The sequence below is a fragment of the Janthinobacterium sp. AD80 genome (assembly GCF_002878455.1).
Lineage (GTDB): Bacteria > Pseudomonadota > Gammaproteobacteria > Burkholderiales > Burkholderiaceae_D > Janthinobacterium.
Window position 1 is genome coordinate 1 of the sequence record NZ_NRDQ01000095.1, and the last position, 15,174, is coordinate 15,174.

Below are 15,174 nucleotides of genomic sequence, written 5' to 3' on the forward strand. Positions count from 1 at the left end.
CTGGCGGGCGGCCCGGCGCTGGCCAGTGCCTGGGCGGCGGCCGTGCGCTGCGCGCCGTCGGCGTACACGCCTTTGTAGCGCTGCGAGACGGCTTCGATATGCTGCCAGGCCCGTTCATTTTCCGGATCGGCTCCGCGCCAGCGCTGCCACGCGGCCTGCTCGGTTTCATTCATCTCGCCCGACATCAACATGGTCAGCCACTCGGCCGCCTGCTGCTGCACCGCGTCGCTGATGGCCGCCGGGGCCGCACGTTCGCCCAACTTGCTCATGCCGGCAGCGAGAAAAACACCTGGCGGTTGGCGCGTGTCAGGTATTGCTTGACCGAACTGGCCGACACGTTCAGGCGCGCGGCGATCTCGGCATAGCTGAGGCCTTCCAGCTGCGCCAGCAGAAAGGCCGTGCGCACGGGGCCGGGCAAGCCATCGAGGGCCGTATCGATCTCCTGCAGCGCTTCGAGCGCCAACAGGCGCGCTTCGGGCGCGGGCGCCGCCTCGGGCGGCAAACAGGACAGCGCTTCCAGGTAGGCGTCTTCCAGCACTTGCCGGCGGTAGCGGTGCGCCACCAGGCGGCGCGCGATGGTGGCGAGAAACGGCCGTGCCTCGCGGATCTGCGGCGCCATGCCATTGGCCAGCACACTGATAAAGGTATCCTGCGCCAGGTCGGCCGCCTCGCCCGCATTGCCCAGCTTATGCCGCAGCCAGCCCTGCAGCCAGCCGTGATGGCTGCTGTAGAGCGCGTGCAAGTCCTGTTGCTGGGCAAAATCGGCGGCCGGCATGGCATCCTCCCTGGTCAGGCGCTGTACGCCCGGGAATGTAAATAAGAATTATTCTCATTTTAACCGCGTTCGTGGCATTCGTGCAATCGCGGCGTTGCCAGAAATACTAACTAAATCAAAAGCCCGCCGACCGCCAGGCTGTGCAGCAGGGGAACGCCGGGGCCCCGCGATGGGGTAAAATGGCGCCCATCGTCCGGTTTCGCGCCTACCTCCAGCAGATGCAGTCATTTCCTGCGGGGATAGGCGCTTGGCGCCGCCCACTCCCAAGCTTTTCATTGCAGGTTCATCATGCTAGATAATCTCACCCAACGGCTTGCCAAAGTCGTCAAGACCATGCGCGGCGAGGCGCGCCTGACCGAAGCGAACACCGCCGACATGCTGCGCGAAGTGCGCCTGGCGCTGCTCGAGGCCGACGTCGCCCTGCCCGCCGTGCGCGAATTCATCGCCAAAGTCAAAGAAAAAGCCATGGGCGAGGATGTCATTTCCTCGCTGACGCCTGGCCAGGCCCTGGTGGGCGTGGTGCAGCGCGAGCTGGCCGCCCTGATGGGCGCCGACCTGGGGCCGGAAGCGTCGCAGATCAGCTTTGCCCAGCAGCCGCCCGCCATCATCCTGATGGCCGGTTTGCAAGGTGTGGGTAAAACCACCACCGTCGGCAAGCTGGCGAAATACCTGAAGGAAGAAAAGAAGAAGAAAGTGCTGACCGTCTCGGCCGACGTCTACCGTCCCGCCGCGATCGCCCAGCTGCAATCGGTCACCGCCCAGGTGGGCGCCGACTTCTTCCCGTCCAGCAGCACCGACAAGCCGGTCGATATCGCCCTGGCCGCGCTGGACTGGGCGAAAAAGCATTACCACGACGTGCTGATCATCGATACGGCGGGCCGCCTGGGTATCGACGAAGAGATGATGCGCGAAATCGCCGCCGTCCACGGCGCCGTGAAACCGATCGAAACCCTGTTCGTCGTCGACGCCATGCTGGGCCAGGACGCCATCAACACGGCCAAGGCCTTCAATGATGCGCTGCCGCTGACGGGCATCGTGCTGACCAAGCTCGACGGTGACGCGCGCGGCGGTGCGGCCCTGTCCGTGCGCCACATCACGGGCAAACCGATCAAGTTTGCCGGTGTTTCGGAAAAACTCGACGGCCTGGAAGCGTTCGACCCGACCCGCATGGCCAATCGCATCCTCGGCATGGGCGACATCCTGGCCCTGGTGGAAGAGGCGCGCAAGGGCGTCGACAGCAAGGCGGCGGCCGACCTGGCGCAAAAGATCAAGGTTGGCGGCAAGTTCGACATGAACGACTTCAAGGCGCAACTGGGCCAAATGAAGAAAATGGGCGGCATGGCCAACCTGATGGACAAGCTGCCAGCCCAGTTTCAGCAGGCGGCAGGCGGCAAGAACATGGACCAGGCCGACAAACAGGTACGCCGCATGTGCGGCATCATCGACTCGATGACGCCGCAGGAACGCGCCAAGCCTGAACTGATCAAGGCCACGCGCAAGCGCCGCATCGCCGCCGGCGCCGGCGTGCAAGTGCAGGAAGTAAACCGCATGCTGACGCAATTCGAGCAAATGCAGACGATGATGAAGAAATTGTCGGGCGGCGGCATGATGAAGATGATGCGTTCCATGAAGGGTATGATGCCCGGCATGAGATAGTGGAAGGCTTCAAAATCCGCTGCGCGGTGGTCTTTGCGGCCGGCGATGCTCACCGTACTTTAGTACGGTTGCGCTTCTCGGCCACAAATACCATCCGCTCGCTGTGATTTTGAAGGCCTTCATTAGGCCGCGTATCCAAGTAAAAACATCGTTCTAAATAATGCCGGATTGCATTTTCATGTGTCCGGCATCACTCTTCCTTCTCCCCGCAGCCCCCCCCCTCCCCGCATAGCCAGCAACCATGCCATTTACGGGCAAAAACGCGCTGGCGTGCCCCCAAGCGGTGCGCCCGGGAGACAGGCGCGTCATTTCGCTGCTTTTTCCTCGTGAAAACGTGAAAAACACTTGCATACTAGGTAAATCCACACCAATATTAGCCGTGCGATTAATTGCGCAATTTCCCATGTGTTTGTTAAGGAGGCTCGAAGATGGCAACAGCCAAAAAAACCCCAGTAGCAGCGCCAGCCAAAGCAGCAGCAGCCAAGCCTGCAGCCGCCAAGAAAGCAGCACCCGCAGCCAAAGCAGCAGCTAAACCAGCAGCGGCGAAGAAAGCGGCAGCACCGGCAACACCACGCAAGCCAAACGCAGCATTCATGAAAGCAATGACGCCATCGAAAGATCTGGCCGCCGTTGTTGGCGCAGCACCGCTGCCGCGCACGGAAGTGACCAAAAAGGTATGGGATTACATCAAAAAACTCGATCTGCAAGATCCGGCCAACCGCCGCATGATCAATGCGGACGACAAGCTGAAAGCAGTTTTCGGCGGCAAAGCCCAAGTCTCCATGTTTGAAATGACGAAACTGATCTCCGATCATTTGAAATAATCAGATACGCGCCGGCTTCAAACGCCGAGCGAGTGCCCCGCCGCTTTACTGCGAGCGGGGCATTTTTTTTGGCTGCCATTTGCCCGGGGTCAGACCCTCAACACCGTTAACACAGAGCTCTGCGCCAACGCTGCCGGGGCTCTGACCCCAGCCTTCATTTGAATTCCCACTGCCGCCAAGCCGCCCTGACCGCATTCGGATACTCGGCCCGCCCCCGGCTGCCGTTGTAGCGCCCCAGCGCCAGGTATAAATCGCCTTTTTCCATGTCCAGGTACATGCGCAGGATGGCGCAGCCATAGCGCAGATTCGTCTGCATGTGAAACAGCTTGCTGCGGTCATGGTCGCCGATGACACCAGTCCAGAACGGCATCACCTGCATGTAGCCACGCGCGCCGGCCAGCGAGACGGCGTATTTGCGGTAGGCCGACTCCACCTGGATCAGGCCCAGCACCAGGGCCGGCTCCAGGCCCGCGCGGCGCGATTCGTACCAGACGGTTTCCAGGAATTCCGTGCGCAGCTGGGCGTCCGGCAGCTTGCGCTGCAGGCGCGTGGACATCTGCGCCAGCCATTGCTGGTAGCGCTGCAAGTCGGCGGGCGTGGCAAATTTGGGTTGCGGCGGGCGTTCGTCGCGGATCGCGTGCGACAGCGCCAGGCGGACGGAGTCGGCCAGCGCCTCCTCCTTCTGGTTGCCGGCCTGCGCAGGAAAGGCGCAGGCCAGGCAGGCAGCCAGCGCGAGCGCGCCGGCCGTCTTGCTTACGGATAAGCGCTTCACTGCGCCATTTTGCCCTGGATGAAGGCAACGATCTCGTCCGGCGCCACGCCGGTGGCTTCCGCGTCGCGGCGGCCCTGATATTCCAGCTTGCCTTCTTTCAGGCCGCGCTCGCCGATGACGATGCGGTGCGGCACGCCAATCAGTTCCCAGTCAGCAAACATGGCACCAGGACGCAAGCCGCGGTCGTCGACGATGACATCCACGCCAGCGCCTTGCAGGGCCGCGTACAGCTTATCCGTCTCTTCCTTGACCAGTTCGCTGCGGTCCATGCCCATCGGGCACAATACGACCTCGAATGGCGCGATGGAAGCTGGCCAGATGATGCCCTTGTCATCGAAGTTCTGTTCGATGGCGGCGCCCAGGATGCGCGTCACGCCGATGCCGTAGCAGCCCATCTGCAGCGGCGCAGGCTTGCCGTTTTCGTCGAGGAAGGTGGCTTTCATGCTTTCCGAGTACGCCGTACCCAGCTGGAACACGTGGCCCACTTCGATGCCGCGCTCGATGGCCAGCGCGCCCTGGCCGTCCGGCGAAGCGTCGCCGGCGACGACATTGCGCAGATCGGCCACGATGGCAGGCTCGGCCACGTCGCGGCCCCAGTTGGCGCCCGTGTAGTGGAAACCGGCCTCATTCGCGCCGCACACGAAGTCGCTCATGTGGGCAACCGTGCGGTCCGCCACCACGGTGACGGGGGCGCGGGTGCCAATCGGGCCCAGGTAGCCAGGAATCGTGCCGTAGACTTCGAGGATTTCCGCTTCCGTCGAGAAACGGTGACCGGCCAGGCCGGCAACCTTGCCCACCTTGATGTCGTTCAATTCATGGTCGCCGCGCAGCAGCAGCATGAAGTGCTGTTTCGTGACTTTCTCGTCCTTGCCCGTGGTTTCCACCGTCAGGGCGATGGTTTTCACGGTTTGCGACAAATCGATGCCCAGCAGGGCTGCCACGGTTTCGCACTTGACGGTGTCCGGCGTGGCCGTTTTCGTCAGCGCCTGGCTTGCTGCCGGGCGCTCGCCCGCTGGCGGCAGCGCTTCGGCCGCTTCCATGTTGGCCGCGTAGTCGGAGGTCGGGCAGTACACGAGCGCGTCTTCACCCGTGTGGGCGATGACGTGGAATTCATGCGAACCGGAACCGCCGATGGCGCCGTTGTCGGCTGCCACGGCGCGGAATTTCAGGCCGAAGCGCGTGAAGATGCGCGTATAGGCGTCAAACATGACCTTGTACGACGCTTGCATGCCGGCCAGGTCGCGGTCGAACGAGTACGCGTCCTTCATGGTGAATTCGCGGCCGCGCATCAGGCCGAAGCGGGGACGGCGCTCGTCGCGGAACTTGGTCTGGATATGATAAAAGTTCAGCGGCAGCTGGCGGTAGGACTTGATTTCCGTGCGCACGACATCCGTGATGACTTCTTCCGACGTCGGCTGGATCGCGTATTCGCGGCCGTGGCGGTCTTTCACGCGCATCAGTTCGTCGCCCATCTTGGTCCAGCGGCCCGTCTCCTGCCACAGTTCGGCTGGCTGCACGAGCGGCATCAGCAGTTCGATACCGGCGGCCTTGTTCATCTCGTCACGGATGATGGCTTCCACCTTGCGGATCACGCGCAGGCCCATCGGCATGTAGGTATAGATGCCGGAACCGAGGCGTTTGATCATGCCTGCACGCATCATCAATTGGTGGCTGACGATTTCCGCGTCAGAAGGTGCATCTTTAAGTGTGGAAATAAAAAAACGGGAGGCGCGCATAACGGTGAATTCTTTTTAAAAAGAGAGGGTTATAATCAACCTAATTTTAAAGGATTAGCTGGCTGATGCGTCCATACTTTACACAAATGCGCTCAATTGGTGCGATTCCGGCCCTTTTCGCACCCCGAAAAGGCTGCCGGCTTGCGGAGTTGTGGGTAATTATGTAAAAAAAGACGCTCTGTCGCAGAAAGTTTGAGGTGCATTATGCTCGACCGTGAAGGGTTTCGGCCCAACGTCGGCATCATCCTGCTAAACGCCCAGAACGAGGTGTGGTGGGGCAAGCGGGTGCGCGAGCACTCATGGCAGTTTCCGCAAGGCGGTATCAAATATGGCGAAACACCGGAACAAGCCATGTTTCGCGAACTTGAAGAGGAAATCGGACTCAGACAGGAACACGTCAAAATTGTCGGCCGCACCCGCGACTGGCTGCGCTATGAAGTGCCAGACCACTTCATCAAGCGCGAGATTCGCGGCCATTACCGTGGCCAGAAGCAGATTTGGTTTCTGCTGAGAATGTGCGCGCGCGACAACGACGTCAATCTGCGCCTGACCGACCATCCCGAGTTCGACGCCTGGCGCTGGCATGAGTACTGGGTCCCGCTCGATGTCGTGATTGAATTTAAACGCGATGTGTACCAGCGCGCGCTGCAGGAGCTATCGCGCTTCCTGACCTGGCCCGTGCATGGCAACACGCAGCAGCCGCACCGCCATACCTCGCGCTACTTGCGCCAGCCCCATGCACCCAGGGCGCAGGATGGTACGGCACTGGCCAAGCCTTGCGATGGCGATGCCGCCGAAGGGTGCACGCCGGAACTGATCTTGCCGGGCAAGGGGTAGTCCACCGCAATGAACGCACTTTCCCACGCAAAAGGGGCAGCCTGACCAGGCTGCCCCTTTTTTTCATACCGGCAGGAAACTACCCTGCCGCTCAGACTGACTTAGTTCGCCGCCGGCGCAGGCGCATGCGCCGGTGCTGGTGCTGGTGCTGGTGCTGGTGCTACATCCAGCGTGATCGCTTTCAGGCCCAGGATATTGCTGCTGTAGTGGCGGATCTTGTTGGCCAGGGCCGGATCGCTGTTCAGTTTTTGACCGTACGACGGCACCATTTCCACCATCTTCGCTTGCCATTCCGGCGTGGCCAAACGGCTCTTGAATGCCGTTTGCAGCACCTTGATCATGATCGGCGGCGCGGTCGACGCGCCTGGCGAGGCGCCCAGCAGGGCAACGATGCTGCCATCGGCGGCACCGACGACTTCCGTGCCGAACTGCAGCAAGCCGCCTTTGACAGGGTCATCCTTGACGATCTGCACGCGCTGGCCGGCGTTTTGCAAGGTCCAGTCTTCCATCTTGGCAGTCGGCAGGTATTCGCGCAGGGTCTTCAGGCGGTCTTCCGGCGAATTCATCACCTGCTCGACCAGGTATTTGGTCAGCGGAATATTGTCGTAGCCGGCTTGCAGCATCGGCTTCACATTGCCCGTGCCGATCGAACCTGGCAAGTCGGTCCACGAACCGTTTTTCAGGAACTTCGTCGAGAACGTGGCAAACGGGCCAAACAGCAGGGCTTTCTTGCCATCGATGATGCGCGTGTCCAGATGCGGCACGGACATCGGCGGCGAACCGACGGATGCCTTGCCGTAGACCTTGGCCGCATGCGCCGCCACCAGCTCCGGGTTGGTCGTCACCAGCCATTGGCCGCCGACCGGCACGCCGCCGTAGCCCTTGGCTTCAGGAATGCCCGACTTTTCCAGCAGCGGCAGCGAACCGCCGCCCGCGCCGATGAAAACGAACTTGGCGCGCATGGTCTTTTCCTGGCCACTGGCCAGGTCCTTGACCTTGACGTTCCACACGCCATCGGCGCCGCGCTGGATGTCTTCCACCTGGTGGCGCAGGTGCAGGACCATGCCATGGCTGTCCGTCAGGTATTTCACGAGGCCGCGCGTGAGGTTGCCGAAGTTGACGTCGGTACCGATGTCCATGCGCGTTGCCGCCACTTTCTGGCCCTTGTCGCGGCCTTGCATGACGAGCGGCGCCCACTGCGCGATCTGCGCCTGGTCTTCCGAGTACAGCATACCCTTGAACAGGTTTTCCTTTTGCAGCGCGGCGTAGCGCTTCTTCAAAAAGGCAATATTATCGTCGCCCCAGACAAAAGCCATGTGCGGCACATTGTTGATGAAGGTTTGCGGCGCGCCCAGGTGCTTGTTGGCCACCTGGTAGGCCCAGAATTGCTTGGAAATTTCGAATTGCTCGTTGATGGCAACGGCCTTCTTCGTTTCGATGCTGCCATCGGCCGCTTCCGGCGTGTAGTTCAGTTCGGCAAACGCCGAGTGGCCCGTGCCCGCGTTGTTCATCGCGTCCGAGCTTTCGGCGGCGACGGAATCGAGGCGCTCGACCATTTCCATCGTCAGCGACGGGTCGAGTTCCTTGAGCATGCTGCCCAGGGTGGCGCTCATGGTGCCGGCGCCCACCAGCAGCACGTCGACCGGTTTTTCGGACGAGGCCGGCGGTGTCTTGTCACATGCCGCCAGGATCAGGCACGACATCAAAAGTAATAGCGATTTACGCATACGTAACTCCGTTTATGAATACTGAAGGATGATTCTTGTGCGCCACCACGACGGCACCAGCGCTGTATGGAATGCAAACAGCCAGCCAGCCGGAACGCCAGGGCGGCCGGATAGCTCAAGGTCGATGGTGATAGGCATGCTGCCGCGCTCCGGGATAAACCAGGAGCAAGATCTGGTGGCAAAGGTGCGGGCAATGGAAGCACGGAGTGACAATAAAATCGCCATCGTGTCCAGAGCAAATATCAAGAGCGGCGATTTTATCACCGTTATTTGGCCCCGCCGGGCCGTGGCGGTAGTGGATAATACTTACTGCAGGGTATTAAATTTCGGTGACTATCGGGTCATGAAAGCGGCCGCCAGACGGCAAAAAGGGCATCCTCGATGCCCATTATTTATGTACGCGGTACAATGCCGGCTGCCCTTTAGCCATAGTCCTTCAGCCATGTTCAACCCCTCTTCCGACGACGTGCGCCGCTTCTTTTGCGACACCTTGCGCAAGCACCGCGCCCATGAAATCCTCACGCCGATGGAAGCCATCGCGCTCGACTGGATACTCGAACACCCCGAGTATGAAAACGAGCTCTCCGACGTCGAAGCGGCGCTGGCGCGCGACTACTCCGTCGAGGGCGGACAAGCCAACCCCTTCCTGCACCTGTCCATGCATCTGTCGATCACGGAGCAGGTGCAGGTGGACCAGCCGCGCGGCATCCGCCCGGCCGTCCAGCAGCTGACCCAGCGCCTCGATTCGGCCCATGCGGCCCAGCACGAAGTGATGGAATGCCTGGGCCAGATGATCTGGGCCTCGCAGCGCTCGGGCTTGCCGCCCGATACGGACGCATATATCGACTGCGTGCGTCGCCGCTGATCAGGCAGTATCATGTTGCCAAGAAACTCAGTCACTGAAGGATATCTTGGCCCATCACACCATTCTCGTACTCGGCGGTTACGGTTTTTTCGGCACGCGCATTTGCCAGGCGCTAGCCGGTAACCAGGATATCCATCTGCTGGTGGCCGGGCGCGACGCCGCCATGGCCAGGGCACTGGCGGCGCAATTGGGCTTGCCGCCGCAGCAAGCACTGGCGCTCGATGCCGTTGCACCTGATCTGGCGCGGCGCCTGACCGAACTGGGCGTCGATACGCTGATCCATACCGCCGGCCCGTTCCAGGGCCAGGATTACCGCGTCGCCCGTGCGGCGATCGAGGCCGGCGCAAACTATATCGACCTTGCTGACGGCCGCGATTTTGTCGCCGGCATCGCCAGCCTCGACGACCTGGCGCGCCAGCGCGGCGTGTTCGTCACCAGCGGCGCCAGCTCGCTGCCAGCGCTGTCCTCGGCAGTGGTGGACCGCTACCTGCCGCGCTTTCGCCAGCTCACCTCGATCCGCCACGGCATCGCCTCCGGCGCCCGCGCGCCGGGCATGGCCACCATGGCCGGCATCTTTTCGTACTGTGGAAAACCGTTCCAGCGCCGCGTTGCCGGCCGCCAGGAAACCACCTTTGGCTGGCTCGACCTGAAGAGCCACCGCTTTGCCGCGCCCGTGGGACGGCGCTTGCTGGGCAGCTGTGACGTGCCCGATCTGGCGCTGTTTCCGCAACGCTATCCGGGCCTCGATACTGTCACTTTTCACGCCGGTTTTGCCGGTGCGCCCGGCCATCTGTTCGTCTGGGCCGCCGCGCAACTGGTGCGCCTGGGCCTGTTGCGCAGCCTGCTGCCACTGGTCAGGCCATTGCACGCCATCAGCCAATGGGTGGAACCGCTGGTCAGCGACAAAGGCGCGATGTTCGTGACGCTGCAAGGCACGGGACTCGATGGCCTGCCGCTGACGCTGACCTGGCAATTGCTGGCGGCGCAAAACCACGGCCCGCATATCCCGTGCGGTGCCTCGATCGCGCTGGCGCACCGCTTGGCCAGCGGCATCGGCGGTGGCGCGCCGCTGCCGCACGGCGCCACGCCCTGCGTCGGCCTGCTCACGGTGGAAAATTACCTGACCGCGCTGCAAGGCTATGACGTGACCGAGGTGCCGGCATGAGCTACTACCTGTTCGTCAAATGGCTGCACATCCTCAGCGCCACCATCCTGTTTGGCACCGGCATCGGCATCGCCTTCTTCAAGTGGATCAACGACCGGGGCGGCGAGGTGCGCGCGATCCGCCTGTCGGCCGAAAAGACCGTACTGGCCGACTGGCTGTTCACCACGCCGGCCGTCATTCTGCAGCCGCTGTCCGGACTGGCGCTGGCGCACCTGGCCGGCTACCCTATCCTCTCCGGCTGGGTCTTCGCCTCGCTGCTGCTGTATGCGCTCGCTGGCGCCTGCTGGCTGCCCGTGGTGTGGCTGCAGATCCGCATGCGCAACCTGGCCCGCCTTGCCGACGATGCGGGCGCGCCGCTGCCGCGCCTGTACTGGATCTATGCACGCTGCTGGTTCTGGCTCGGCGTGCCGGCATTTGTCGCGCTTATGCTGGTCTACTGGCTGATGGTGGCCAAGCCCACGCCATGACGCCGGCTAACCTGTGCCGGCTGTATTGGGCCATGCGCCTCGGCATGGCCCTCCTCTGGCTATGGACGGCATTTGTCTCCTGGTACCTGTATCCGCATGCGGAGTCGCTCGCCTGGCTGCGCCGCAGCGGCATCACGCTGTATACCGGGCAAGTGTTTGCCGCCTCCTGCCTGGCCGACCTGGCCATGGGCATGGCCTCGCTGCTATACGCCCGTCCGTGGCTGTGGTGGTCGCAGTGCGCGCTGGTGGCCGGTTATACACTGGTGATCGCCGTCTTCCTGCCGGAATTCCTGACCCACCCTTTCGGACCACTGACGAAAAATATCCCGCTGATCGCCGGCCTCGTCTTCCTGGCCCTATATGAAAAAAGCCGTGGCTAGCACGGCTTCGGGAGATCGATCAACAACACTCGGCGGCGCAGCAACCGATCAGGCTGGCCGTACCGCCTGTGGCAGCGCGGGTGCCTTCGCCTTGCCCATCAACCCCAGCACCACCTGCAGCGCCATGGCGATGGCGCCGGCGATGAAGACCACGTCGCCGAAAGTACGCACCCAGCGCAGGTTCTGCAACAGCGGCTGCTGCATGAATGCCTCGCTGCGCGCATACCACAGGCCTTCCGTCACGCTGGCGTGGAACTGGATGATGCCGATCGGCAGCAGGCTGGTAAAGATCATCAGCGCCAGGCCCCCATTCAAACCCCAGAAGGCCGTCTTCATCAAGGCAGGGCTGAAGCGGTAATCAGGCCGCAGGTAGCGCAGCACCAGCAAGGTAAAGCCCAGCGCCAGGAAGCCGTACACACCGAACAGGGCCGCATGCGCATGCACGGGCGTCGTGTTCAGGCCCTGGATATAGTACAAGGCCACGGGCGGATTGATCATGAAGCCCAGCACGCCGGCGCCCAGCATGTTCCAGAAGGCGACGGCGACAAAGCACATCAGGGGCCAGCGCAGGTTTTCCATCCATGGCGCGCGTTCCTTCAGGCGCCAGTTTTCCCACGCCTCGTGTCCCAGCACGATCAGCGGCACCACTTCCAGCGCGCTGAAGCTGGCGCCAATGGCCATCACGGGCGTGGTGGTGCCGGCAAAGTACAGGTGGTGGAAGGTGCCGGGTATGCCGCCCAGCATGAACAGCGAAGCCGAGGCCAGGCTGGCCGCCGTGGCCATGCGCGCCGACACCAGGCCCAGGGTCGCGAAAATGAAGGCCAGCGCCGTGGTGGCGAAGACTTCAAAGAATCCTTCCACCCACAGGTGCACCACCCACCAGCGCCAGTATTCCATTACGGACAGGTGCGTGCGCTCGCCATAGAACAGGCCCGCGCCGTAGAACAGGCCGATGGCGCCCACGGATGCGGTCAGCAACGCCAGCAGATTCTTGTCGCCGCCCGGCTGGCGCACGGCCGGCACGACGCCACGCAGCATCAGCACGAGCCACAGCAGGATGCCGACATATTTGCCGATCTGCCACAGGCGGCCCAGGTCGACGTATTCATAACCCTGGTGTCCTAGCCAGAAATTCCACTCGGGCGGCATCACTTGCGCGATGGCCAGGTAGTTGCCGATGAACGAACCGACGACAACGGCCACCAGGGCCCAGAACAGCACGTCGACGCCCAGGCGCTGCCACTTGGGGTCCTTGCCGCCATTGATCAGGGGCGCGAGGAACAGGCCGGCGGCCAAAAAGCCCGTGGCGATCCAGAACAGCGCGGCCTGGATATGCCAGGTGCGCGTGAGCGCATACGGGAACCAGCGCGACACGTCGATGCCGTAGAACCGCTGGCCCTCCACCGTGTAGTGCGCCGTAAAGCCGCCGATGAAGACCTGGAAAATGAACAGCGCCACCACCAGGAACAGGTATTTGCCCAGCCCCCGCTGCGAAGGCGTCAGGGCGAACGTGGTGAGCGGATCGCGCGGGCCGGCGGCCGGCAGCGCTTCATCGTGGTCGCGCAAGAAGGCCCAGCCCCACACGAGGAAGCCCACGCCGGCCAGCAGCACCACCACGCTGGCCACCGACCAGACGAGGTTTTCGCCGCTGGGCTGGTTGCCGATCAGCGGTTCGTGCGGCCAGTTGTTCGTATAGGTCACTTTCTGGCCCGGACGCTCGGTGGCGGCCGCCCACGCCGTCCAGAAGAAGAACTGCGTCATCTGCGCGCGCCGCTCGGCACTGGGCAAGGTGTTTTCCTTCATGGCGAAATGTTCGCGGCTTTGCTGCAGCGCCGGCGCGTCCGAGAACAGCTGGTCGTAATAATGCGCGGTCGTGGCGACGGCTTGCACGCGGCGCGGCGACAGGCGCAGCACTTGTGCCTCGTCGACGCGGTTGGCCCGGTATTCGAGCTTGAGCGCTTCGCGCAGCGCCGCCTGCGCGGGGCCGTCGAGCGCCGCGTAGGCCTTGCCATGCTGCTCCTGGGCGGCCAGTTCCAGCCAGGCCGTCAGTTCGCGGTGCAGCCAGTCGGCCGTCCAGTCGGGCGCCTGGTAGGCGCCGTGGCCCCAGATGGAACCGAGCTGCATGCCGCCCACCGATTGCCAGGCCGTCTGGCCGTCGAGGATGCCCTCGCGGTCGAACAGCTGCCGGCCATCCTGCGACAGCACTTGCGCGGGGATCGGCGGCGCCTGGCGGTAGACCTCCGTGCCGTAGTAGCCAAGCAGCGAAAACGTTACGATCAGCACGCCGATCAGGGTGAACCAGAGTTTTTTATACGGACCCATGGGTCTTTCCTTTGTCAGTGCACCGCGGCCGGCGCAAAGCGCTCGAACAGGATATTGTTTTCGGTATGGATGTGCGCCATCAGGTCTTCGCGGAAGGTGCGCAGTCCCGTGTACAGCGCGCGCCAGGTGGTGCAGGCGCCGGCCGGCGCGCAGATGCCGTTGGTCATGTCCTCCAGCGCGCGCAAGGCCACGCCATGCTCGTCGTGCTCCATGCGCATCACGTTGATGGGCGCGCCGGCGCGGGGGCCCTGGCCGCGCACGATCATGGGGAACAGCACGTCTTCCTCCTTGCGCATATGGCTTTCCAGCTCCTGCGCCATGGCCGACAGGTGTTCGGCCAGGCCGTGCGGACAGTCGGCGCGGCCGCCGTGCACCTGCTCCACCTTGCGCGCCAGGCGGATCAGCTCGGGCAGCTGCTCGCGGTGCACGGCGTGGTAGCGCGCCAGGATGTGCTGCACCAGCTCGGGCGCGGGCGCGTCCTGCCAGTCAGGTTCGCCGTGCGTATCGGCGCGCGCTTCCAGCAGCTGCAGCTCCTTGACGATGGGCGCCGTGTCGACGCCCGCCGCTTCGGCGGCCGCGCGCAGGGTCTTGTTGCCGCCACAGCAAAAATCCAGGCGGTGCGCATCGAACAGGCGCGTGGCGCCGGGGATGCGGCGGGCCAGCTGGCCCAGCGATTGGTCGATCATTTCCATAATGGTTCCTTGAGGATGAATAGGTAGATTCATTGCACGGCGCCAGCGTGGTAGACGCCAGGCACGGGTTCGCCCGTCACTTCCAGCACGCCCACGGCGCCCTTGCCGGCGCGCGACAGCGCATGGTCGACCAGCAGATAGCTGCCAGGATGCTGCACCTTGAGTTCGACGATGGTGGCGCCGCCCGGTGCCACCAGGGTGGTTTGCACATCGTGTTTCGGGCTGCTGATCGAGCCTTCGCTGTACACCTTGTCGAAGATCTCGCCGATGATGTGGAACGATGAAATCTTGTTCGGGCCGCCGACGCCAAAGTAGATGCGCACTGTTTCGCCGACTTTCGCCTGCAGTTTGTGCGTCTTGCTCAACGCGCCCACCTCGCCGTTGAAGACGTAGTAGTCGGGCAGCTCATTGGCCATCTTTTCCAGGTTCGCTTCCTGGTGCACGGGCGCGCCGTGCGGCCGGCCTGTGTACATCTCGCCCTGCATCACGTAGTACTCGCGGTCGACCTTCGACAAGCCGCCTTCCGGTTCGACCAGGATCATGCCGTACATGCCGGCCGCGATATGCTGCGGCACCAGCGGCGTGGCGCAGTGATACACATACAGGCCCGGATTGAGCGCCTTGAAGGTGACGGTTTTTTCCTGCCCCGGCGCCACCTGCGTGTGCTGGCCGCCGCCATGGCCGCCCGTCACCGCATGCAGGTCGATCGAGTGGATCATCTTGCTGTCCCTGGCATTGAACAGGGTCAGCTCCACCGTGTCGCCGACCCGGGCGCGCAGCATGGGGCCGGGCACCTGCCGGTTGAAGGTCCAGTAGGTAAAACTGGTGCCGTCATCGAGCTTGCCCGGCAGCTCCACCGTCTCCATGCGGTATTTCAGGGTCTGCGGCGCGCGTGCGCCGATGGCGGCCGGCACCGAGGCGGGATTGGCTGCCACGCTGACGGCCGCCGGGTCGGG

Annotated in this window: 16 protein-coding genes; 7 read left to right on the forward strand and 9 right to left on the reverse strand. The window is 63.1% G+C overall.

The genetic code is table 11. The features are described from left to right. Both JaAD80_RS18430 and JaAD80_RS18435 read right to left on the reverse strand, forming a co-directional pair. Positions 1 to 269: FecR/PupR family sigma factor regulator (locus JaAD80_RS18430; protein ID WP_146012422.1), on the reverse strand; the 269-nt coding region annotated here is incomplete at its 3' end. Further along, positions 266 to 775 (reverse strand): sigma-70 family RNA polymerase sigma factor, encoded by a 510-nt coding sequence (locus JaAD80_RS18435; protein ID WP_102296161.1) that lies wholly within the window; start codon positions 773 to 775, stop codon positions 266 to 268. The genes JaAD80_RS18430 and JaAD80_RS18435, both read right to left, overlap by 4 nt. 288 nt (positions 776 to 1,063) lie before the next feature. On the opposite strand from JaAD80_RS18435, the gene ffh reads away from it, so the two are divergent. Further along, positions 1,064 to 2,431, forward strand: coding sequence for a signal recognition particle protein (ffh, locus tag JaAD80_RS18440; RefSeq protein WP_034780269.1), 1,368 nt, complete (start codon positions 1,064 to 1,066; stop codon positions 2,429 to 2,431). Positions 2,432 to 2,859: 428 nt separating this feature from the next. After that, positions 2,860 to 3,255 carry an SWIB/MDM2 domain-containing protein gene (locus JaAD80_RS18445; RefSeq protein ID WP_071650146.1) on the forward strand — a complete coding sequence of 132 codons (396 nt, stop codon included), beginning with the start codon at positions 2,860 to 2,862 and terminating at the stop codon, positions 3,253 to 3,255. Between the two features lie 154 nt (positions 3,256 to 3,409). Here JaAD80_RS18445 and JaAD80_RS18450 read toward each other — a convergent pair whose 3' ends face one another. Together JaAD80_RS18450 and JaAD80_RS18455 are read right to left on the reverse strand one after the other, a co-directional pair. Then, a complete protein-coding gene (locus JaAD80_RS18450) occupies positions 3,410 to 4,027 on the reverse strand; it encodes a lytic transglycosylase domain-containing protein (RefSeq protein ID WP_102296163.1) in 618 nt (205 codons plus the stop codon). After that, positions 4,024 to 5,763: a proline--tRNA ligase gene (locus JaAD80_RS18455; protein WP_102296165.1), complete on the reverse strand. Its 1,740-nt coding sequence runs from the start codon at positions 5,761 to 5,763 to the stop codon at positions 4,024 to 4,026. Before JaAD80_RS18455 ends, JaAD80_RS18450 begins: the two co-directional genes overlap by 4 nt. Positions 5,764 to 5,967: 204 nt before the next feature. Here JaAD80_RS18455 and JaAD80_RS18460 point away from each other — a divergent pair, with 204 nt between their 5' ends. Next, positions 5,968 to 6,600, forward strand: coding sequence for an RNA pyrophosphohydrolase (locus JaAD80_RS18460; protein WP_102296167.1), 633 nt, complete (start codon positions 5,968 to 5,970; stop codon positions 6,598 to 6,600). 101 nt (positions 6,601 to 6,701) lie between these two features. Here the strand turns inward: JaAD80_RS18460 and mqo are convergent, their stop codons facing one another. Then, a complete protein-coding gene (gene mqo / locus JaAD80_RS18465) occupies positions 6,702 to 8,327 on the reverse strand; it encodes a malate dehydrogenase (quinone) (RefSeq protein WP_219726848.1) in 1,626 nt (541 codons plus the stop codon). A gap of 12 nt (positions 8,328 to 8,339) precedes the next feature. Beyond that, complete coding sequence (locus tag JaAD80_RS30765; protein WP_180979470.1) at positions 8,340 to 8,552, reverse strand: hypothetical protein; 213 nt, start codon at positions 8,550 to 8,552, stop codon at positions 8,340 to 8,342. Positions 8,553 to 8,769: 217 nt separating this feature from the next. Here JaAD80_RS30765 and JaAD80_RS18470 point away from each other — a divergent pair, with 217 nt between their 5' ends. The 4 genes from JaAD80_RS18470 to JaAD80_RS18485 are packed head-to-tail and all read left to right on the forward strand — an operon-like array spanning position 8,770 to position 11,204. Further along, positions 8,770 to 9,192, forward strand: a complete 423-nt coding sequence (locus JaAD80_RS18470; RefSeq protein ID WP_070218599.1) for a DUF1841 family protein — start codon at positions 8,770 to 8,772, stop codon at positions 9,190 to 9,192. Positions 9,193 to 9,238: 46 nt separating this feature from the next. Further along, positions 9,239 to 10,357 carry a saccharopine dehydrogenase family protein gene (locus JaAD80_RS18475; protein ID WP_219726849.1) on the forward strand — a complete coding sequence of 373 codons (1,119 nt, stop codon included), beginning with the start codon at positions 9,239 to 9,241 and terminating at the stop codon, positions 10,355 to 10,357. Further along, entirely contained in the window at positions 10,354 to 10,824 is a 471-nt protein-coding gene (locus tag JaAD80_RS18480; RefSeq protein ID WP_102296171.1) for a DUF2269 domain-containing protein, read from the forward strand. The genes JaAD80_RS18475 and JaAD80_RS18480 overlap by 4 nt, the downstream gene beginning before the upstream one ends. After that, on the forward strand, positions 10,821 to 11,204 hold the full coding sequence (locus JaAD80_RS18485) for a DoxX-like family protein (protein WP_102296173.1): 384 nt from the start codon (positions 10,821 to 10,823) through the stop codon (positions 11,202 to 11,204). Before JaAD80_RS18480 ends, JaAD80_RS18485 begins: the two co-directional genes overlap by 4 nt. Positions 11,205 to 11,252: 48 nt before the next feature. On the opposite strand, the gene JaAD80_RS18490 is transcribed toward JaAD80_RS18485, so the two are convergent. The 3 genes from JaAD80_RS18490 to nirK form a co-directional block, all read right to left on the reverse strand. Further along, on the reverse strand, positions 11,253 to 13,526 hold the full coding sequence (locus JaAD80_RS18490; RefSeq protein ID WP_102296175.1) for a nitric-oxide reductase large subunit: 2,274 nt from the start codon (positions 13,524 to 13,526) through the stop codon (positions 11,253 to 11,255). Between the two features lie 14 nt (positions 13,527 to 13,540). After that, complete coding sequence (gene ytfE, locus JaAD80_RS18495) at positions 13,541 to 14,218, reverse strand: iron-sulfur cluster repair protein YtfE (RefSeq protein WP_102296177.1); 678 nt, start codon at positions 14,216 to 14,218, stop codon at positions 13,541 to 13,543. Positions 14,219 to 14,247: 29 nt separating this feature from the next. After that, positions 14,248 to 15,174 (reverse strand): copper-containing nitrite reductase (nirK, locus tag JaAD80_RS18500; protein ID WP_102296179.1); only part of this gene is annotated, 927 nt, incomplete at its 5' end.

Bases quoted from the DNA above. Each gene is read 5' to 3' on its own strand.
- JaAD80_RS18470 (WP_070218599.1), top strand. From the start codon at position 8,770: ATGTTCAACCCCTCTTCCGACGACGTGCGCCGCTTCTTTTGCGACACC.
- ffh (WP_034780269.1), top strand. From the start codon at position 1,064: ATGCTAGATAATCTCACCCAACGGCTTGCCAAAGTCGTCAAGACCATG.
- mqo (WP_219726848.1), bottom strand. From the start codon at position 8,327: ATGCGTAAATCGCTATTACTTTTGATGTCGTGCCTGATCCTGGCGGCA.
- JaAD80_RS18490 (WP_102296175.1), bottom strand. From the start codon at position 13,526: ATGGGTCCGTATAAAAAACTCTGGTTCACCCTGATCGGCGTGCTGATC.
- JaAD80_RS18485 (WP_102296173.1), top strand. From the start codon at position 10,821: ATGACGCCGGCTAACCTGTGCCGGCTGTATTGGGCCATGCGCCTCGGC.
- JaAD80_RS18435 (WP_102296161.1), bottom strand. From the start codon at position 775: ATGCCGGCCGCCGATTTTGCCCAGCAACAGGACTTGCACGCGCTCTAC.
- JaAD80_RS18455 (WP_102296165.1), bottom strand. From the start codon at position 5,763: ATGCGCGCCTCCCGTTTTTTTATTTCCACACTTAAAGATGCACCTTCT.
- JaAD80_RS18445 (WP_071650146.1), top strand. From the start codon at position 2,860: ATGGCAACAGCCAAAAAAACCCCAGTAGCAGCGCCAGCCAAAGCAGCA.
- JaAD80_RS18460 (WP_102296167.1), top strand. From the start codon at position 5,968: ATGCTCGACCGTGAAGGGTTTCGGCCCAACGTCGGCATCATCCTGCTA.
- ytfE (WP_102296177.1), bottom strand. From the start codon at position 14,218: ATGGAAATGATCGACCAATCGCTGGGCCAGCTGGCCCGCCGCATCCCC.
- JaAD80_RS18480 (WP_102296171.1), top strand. From the start codon at position 10,354: ATGAGCTACTACCTGTTCGTCAAATGGCTGCACATCCTCAGCGCCACC.
- JaAD80_RS30765 (WP_180979470.1), bottom strand. From the start codon at position 8,552: ATGGCGATTTTATTGTCACTCCGTGCTTCCATTGCCCGCACCTTTGCC.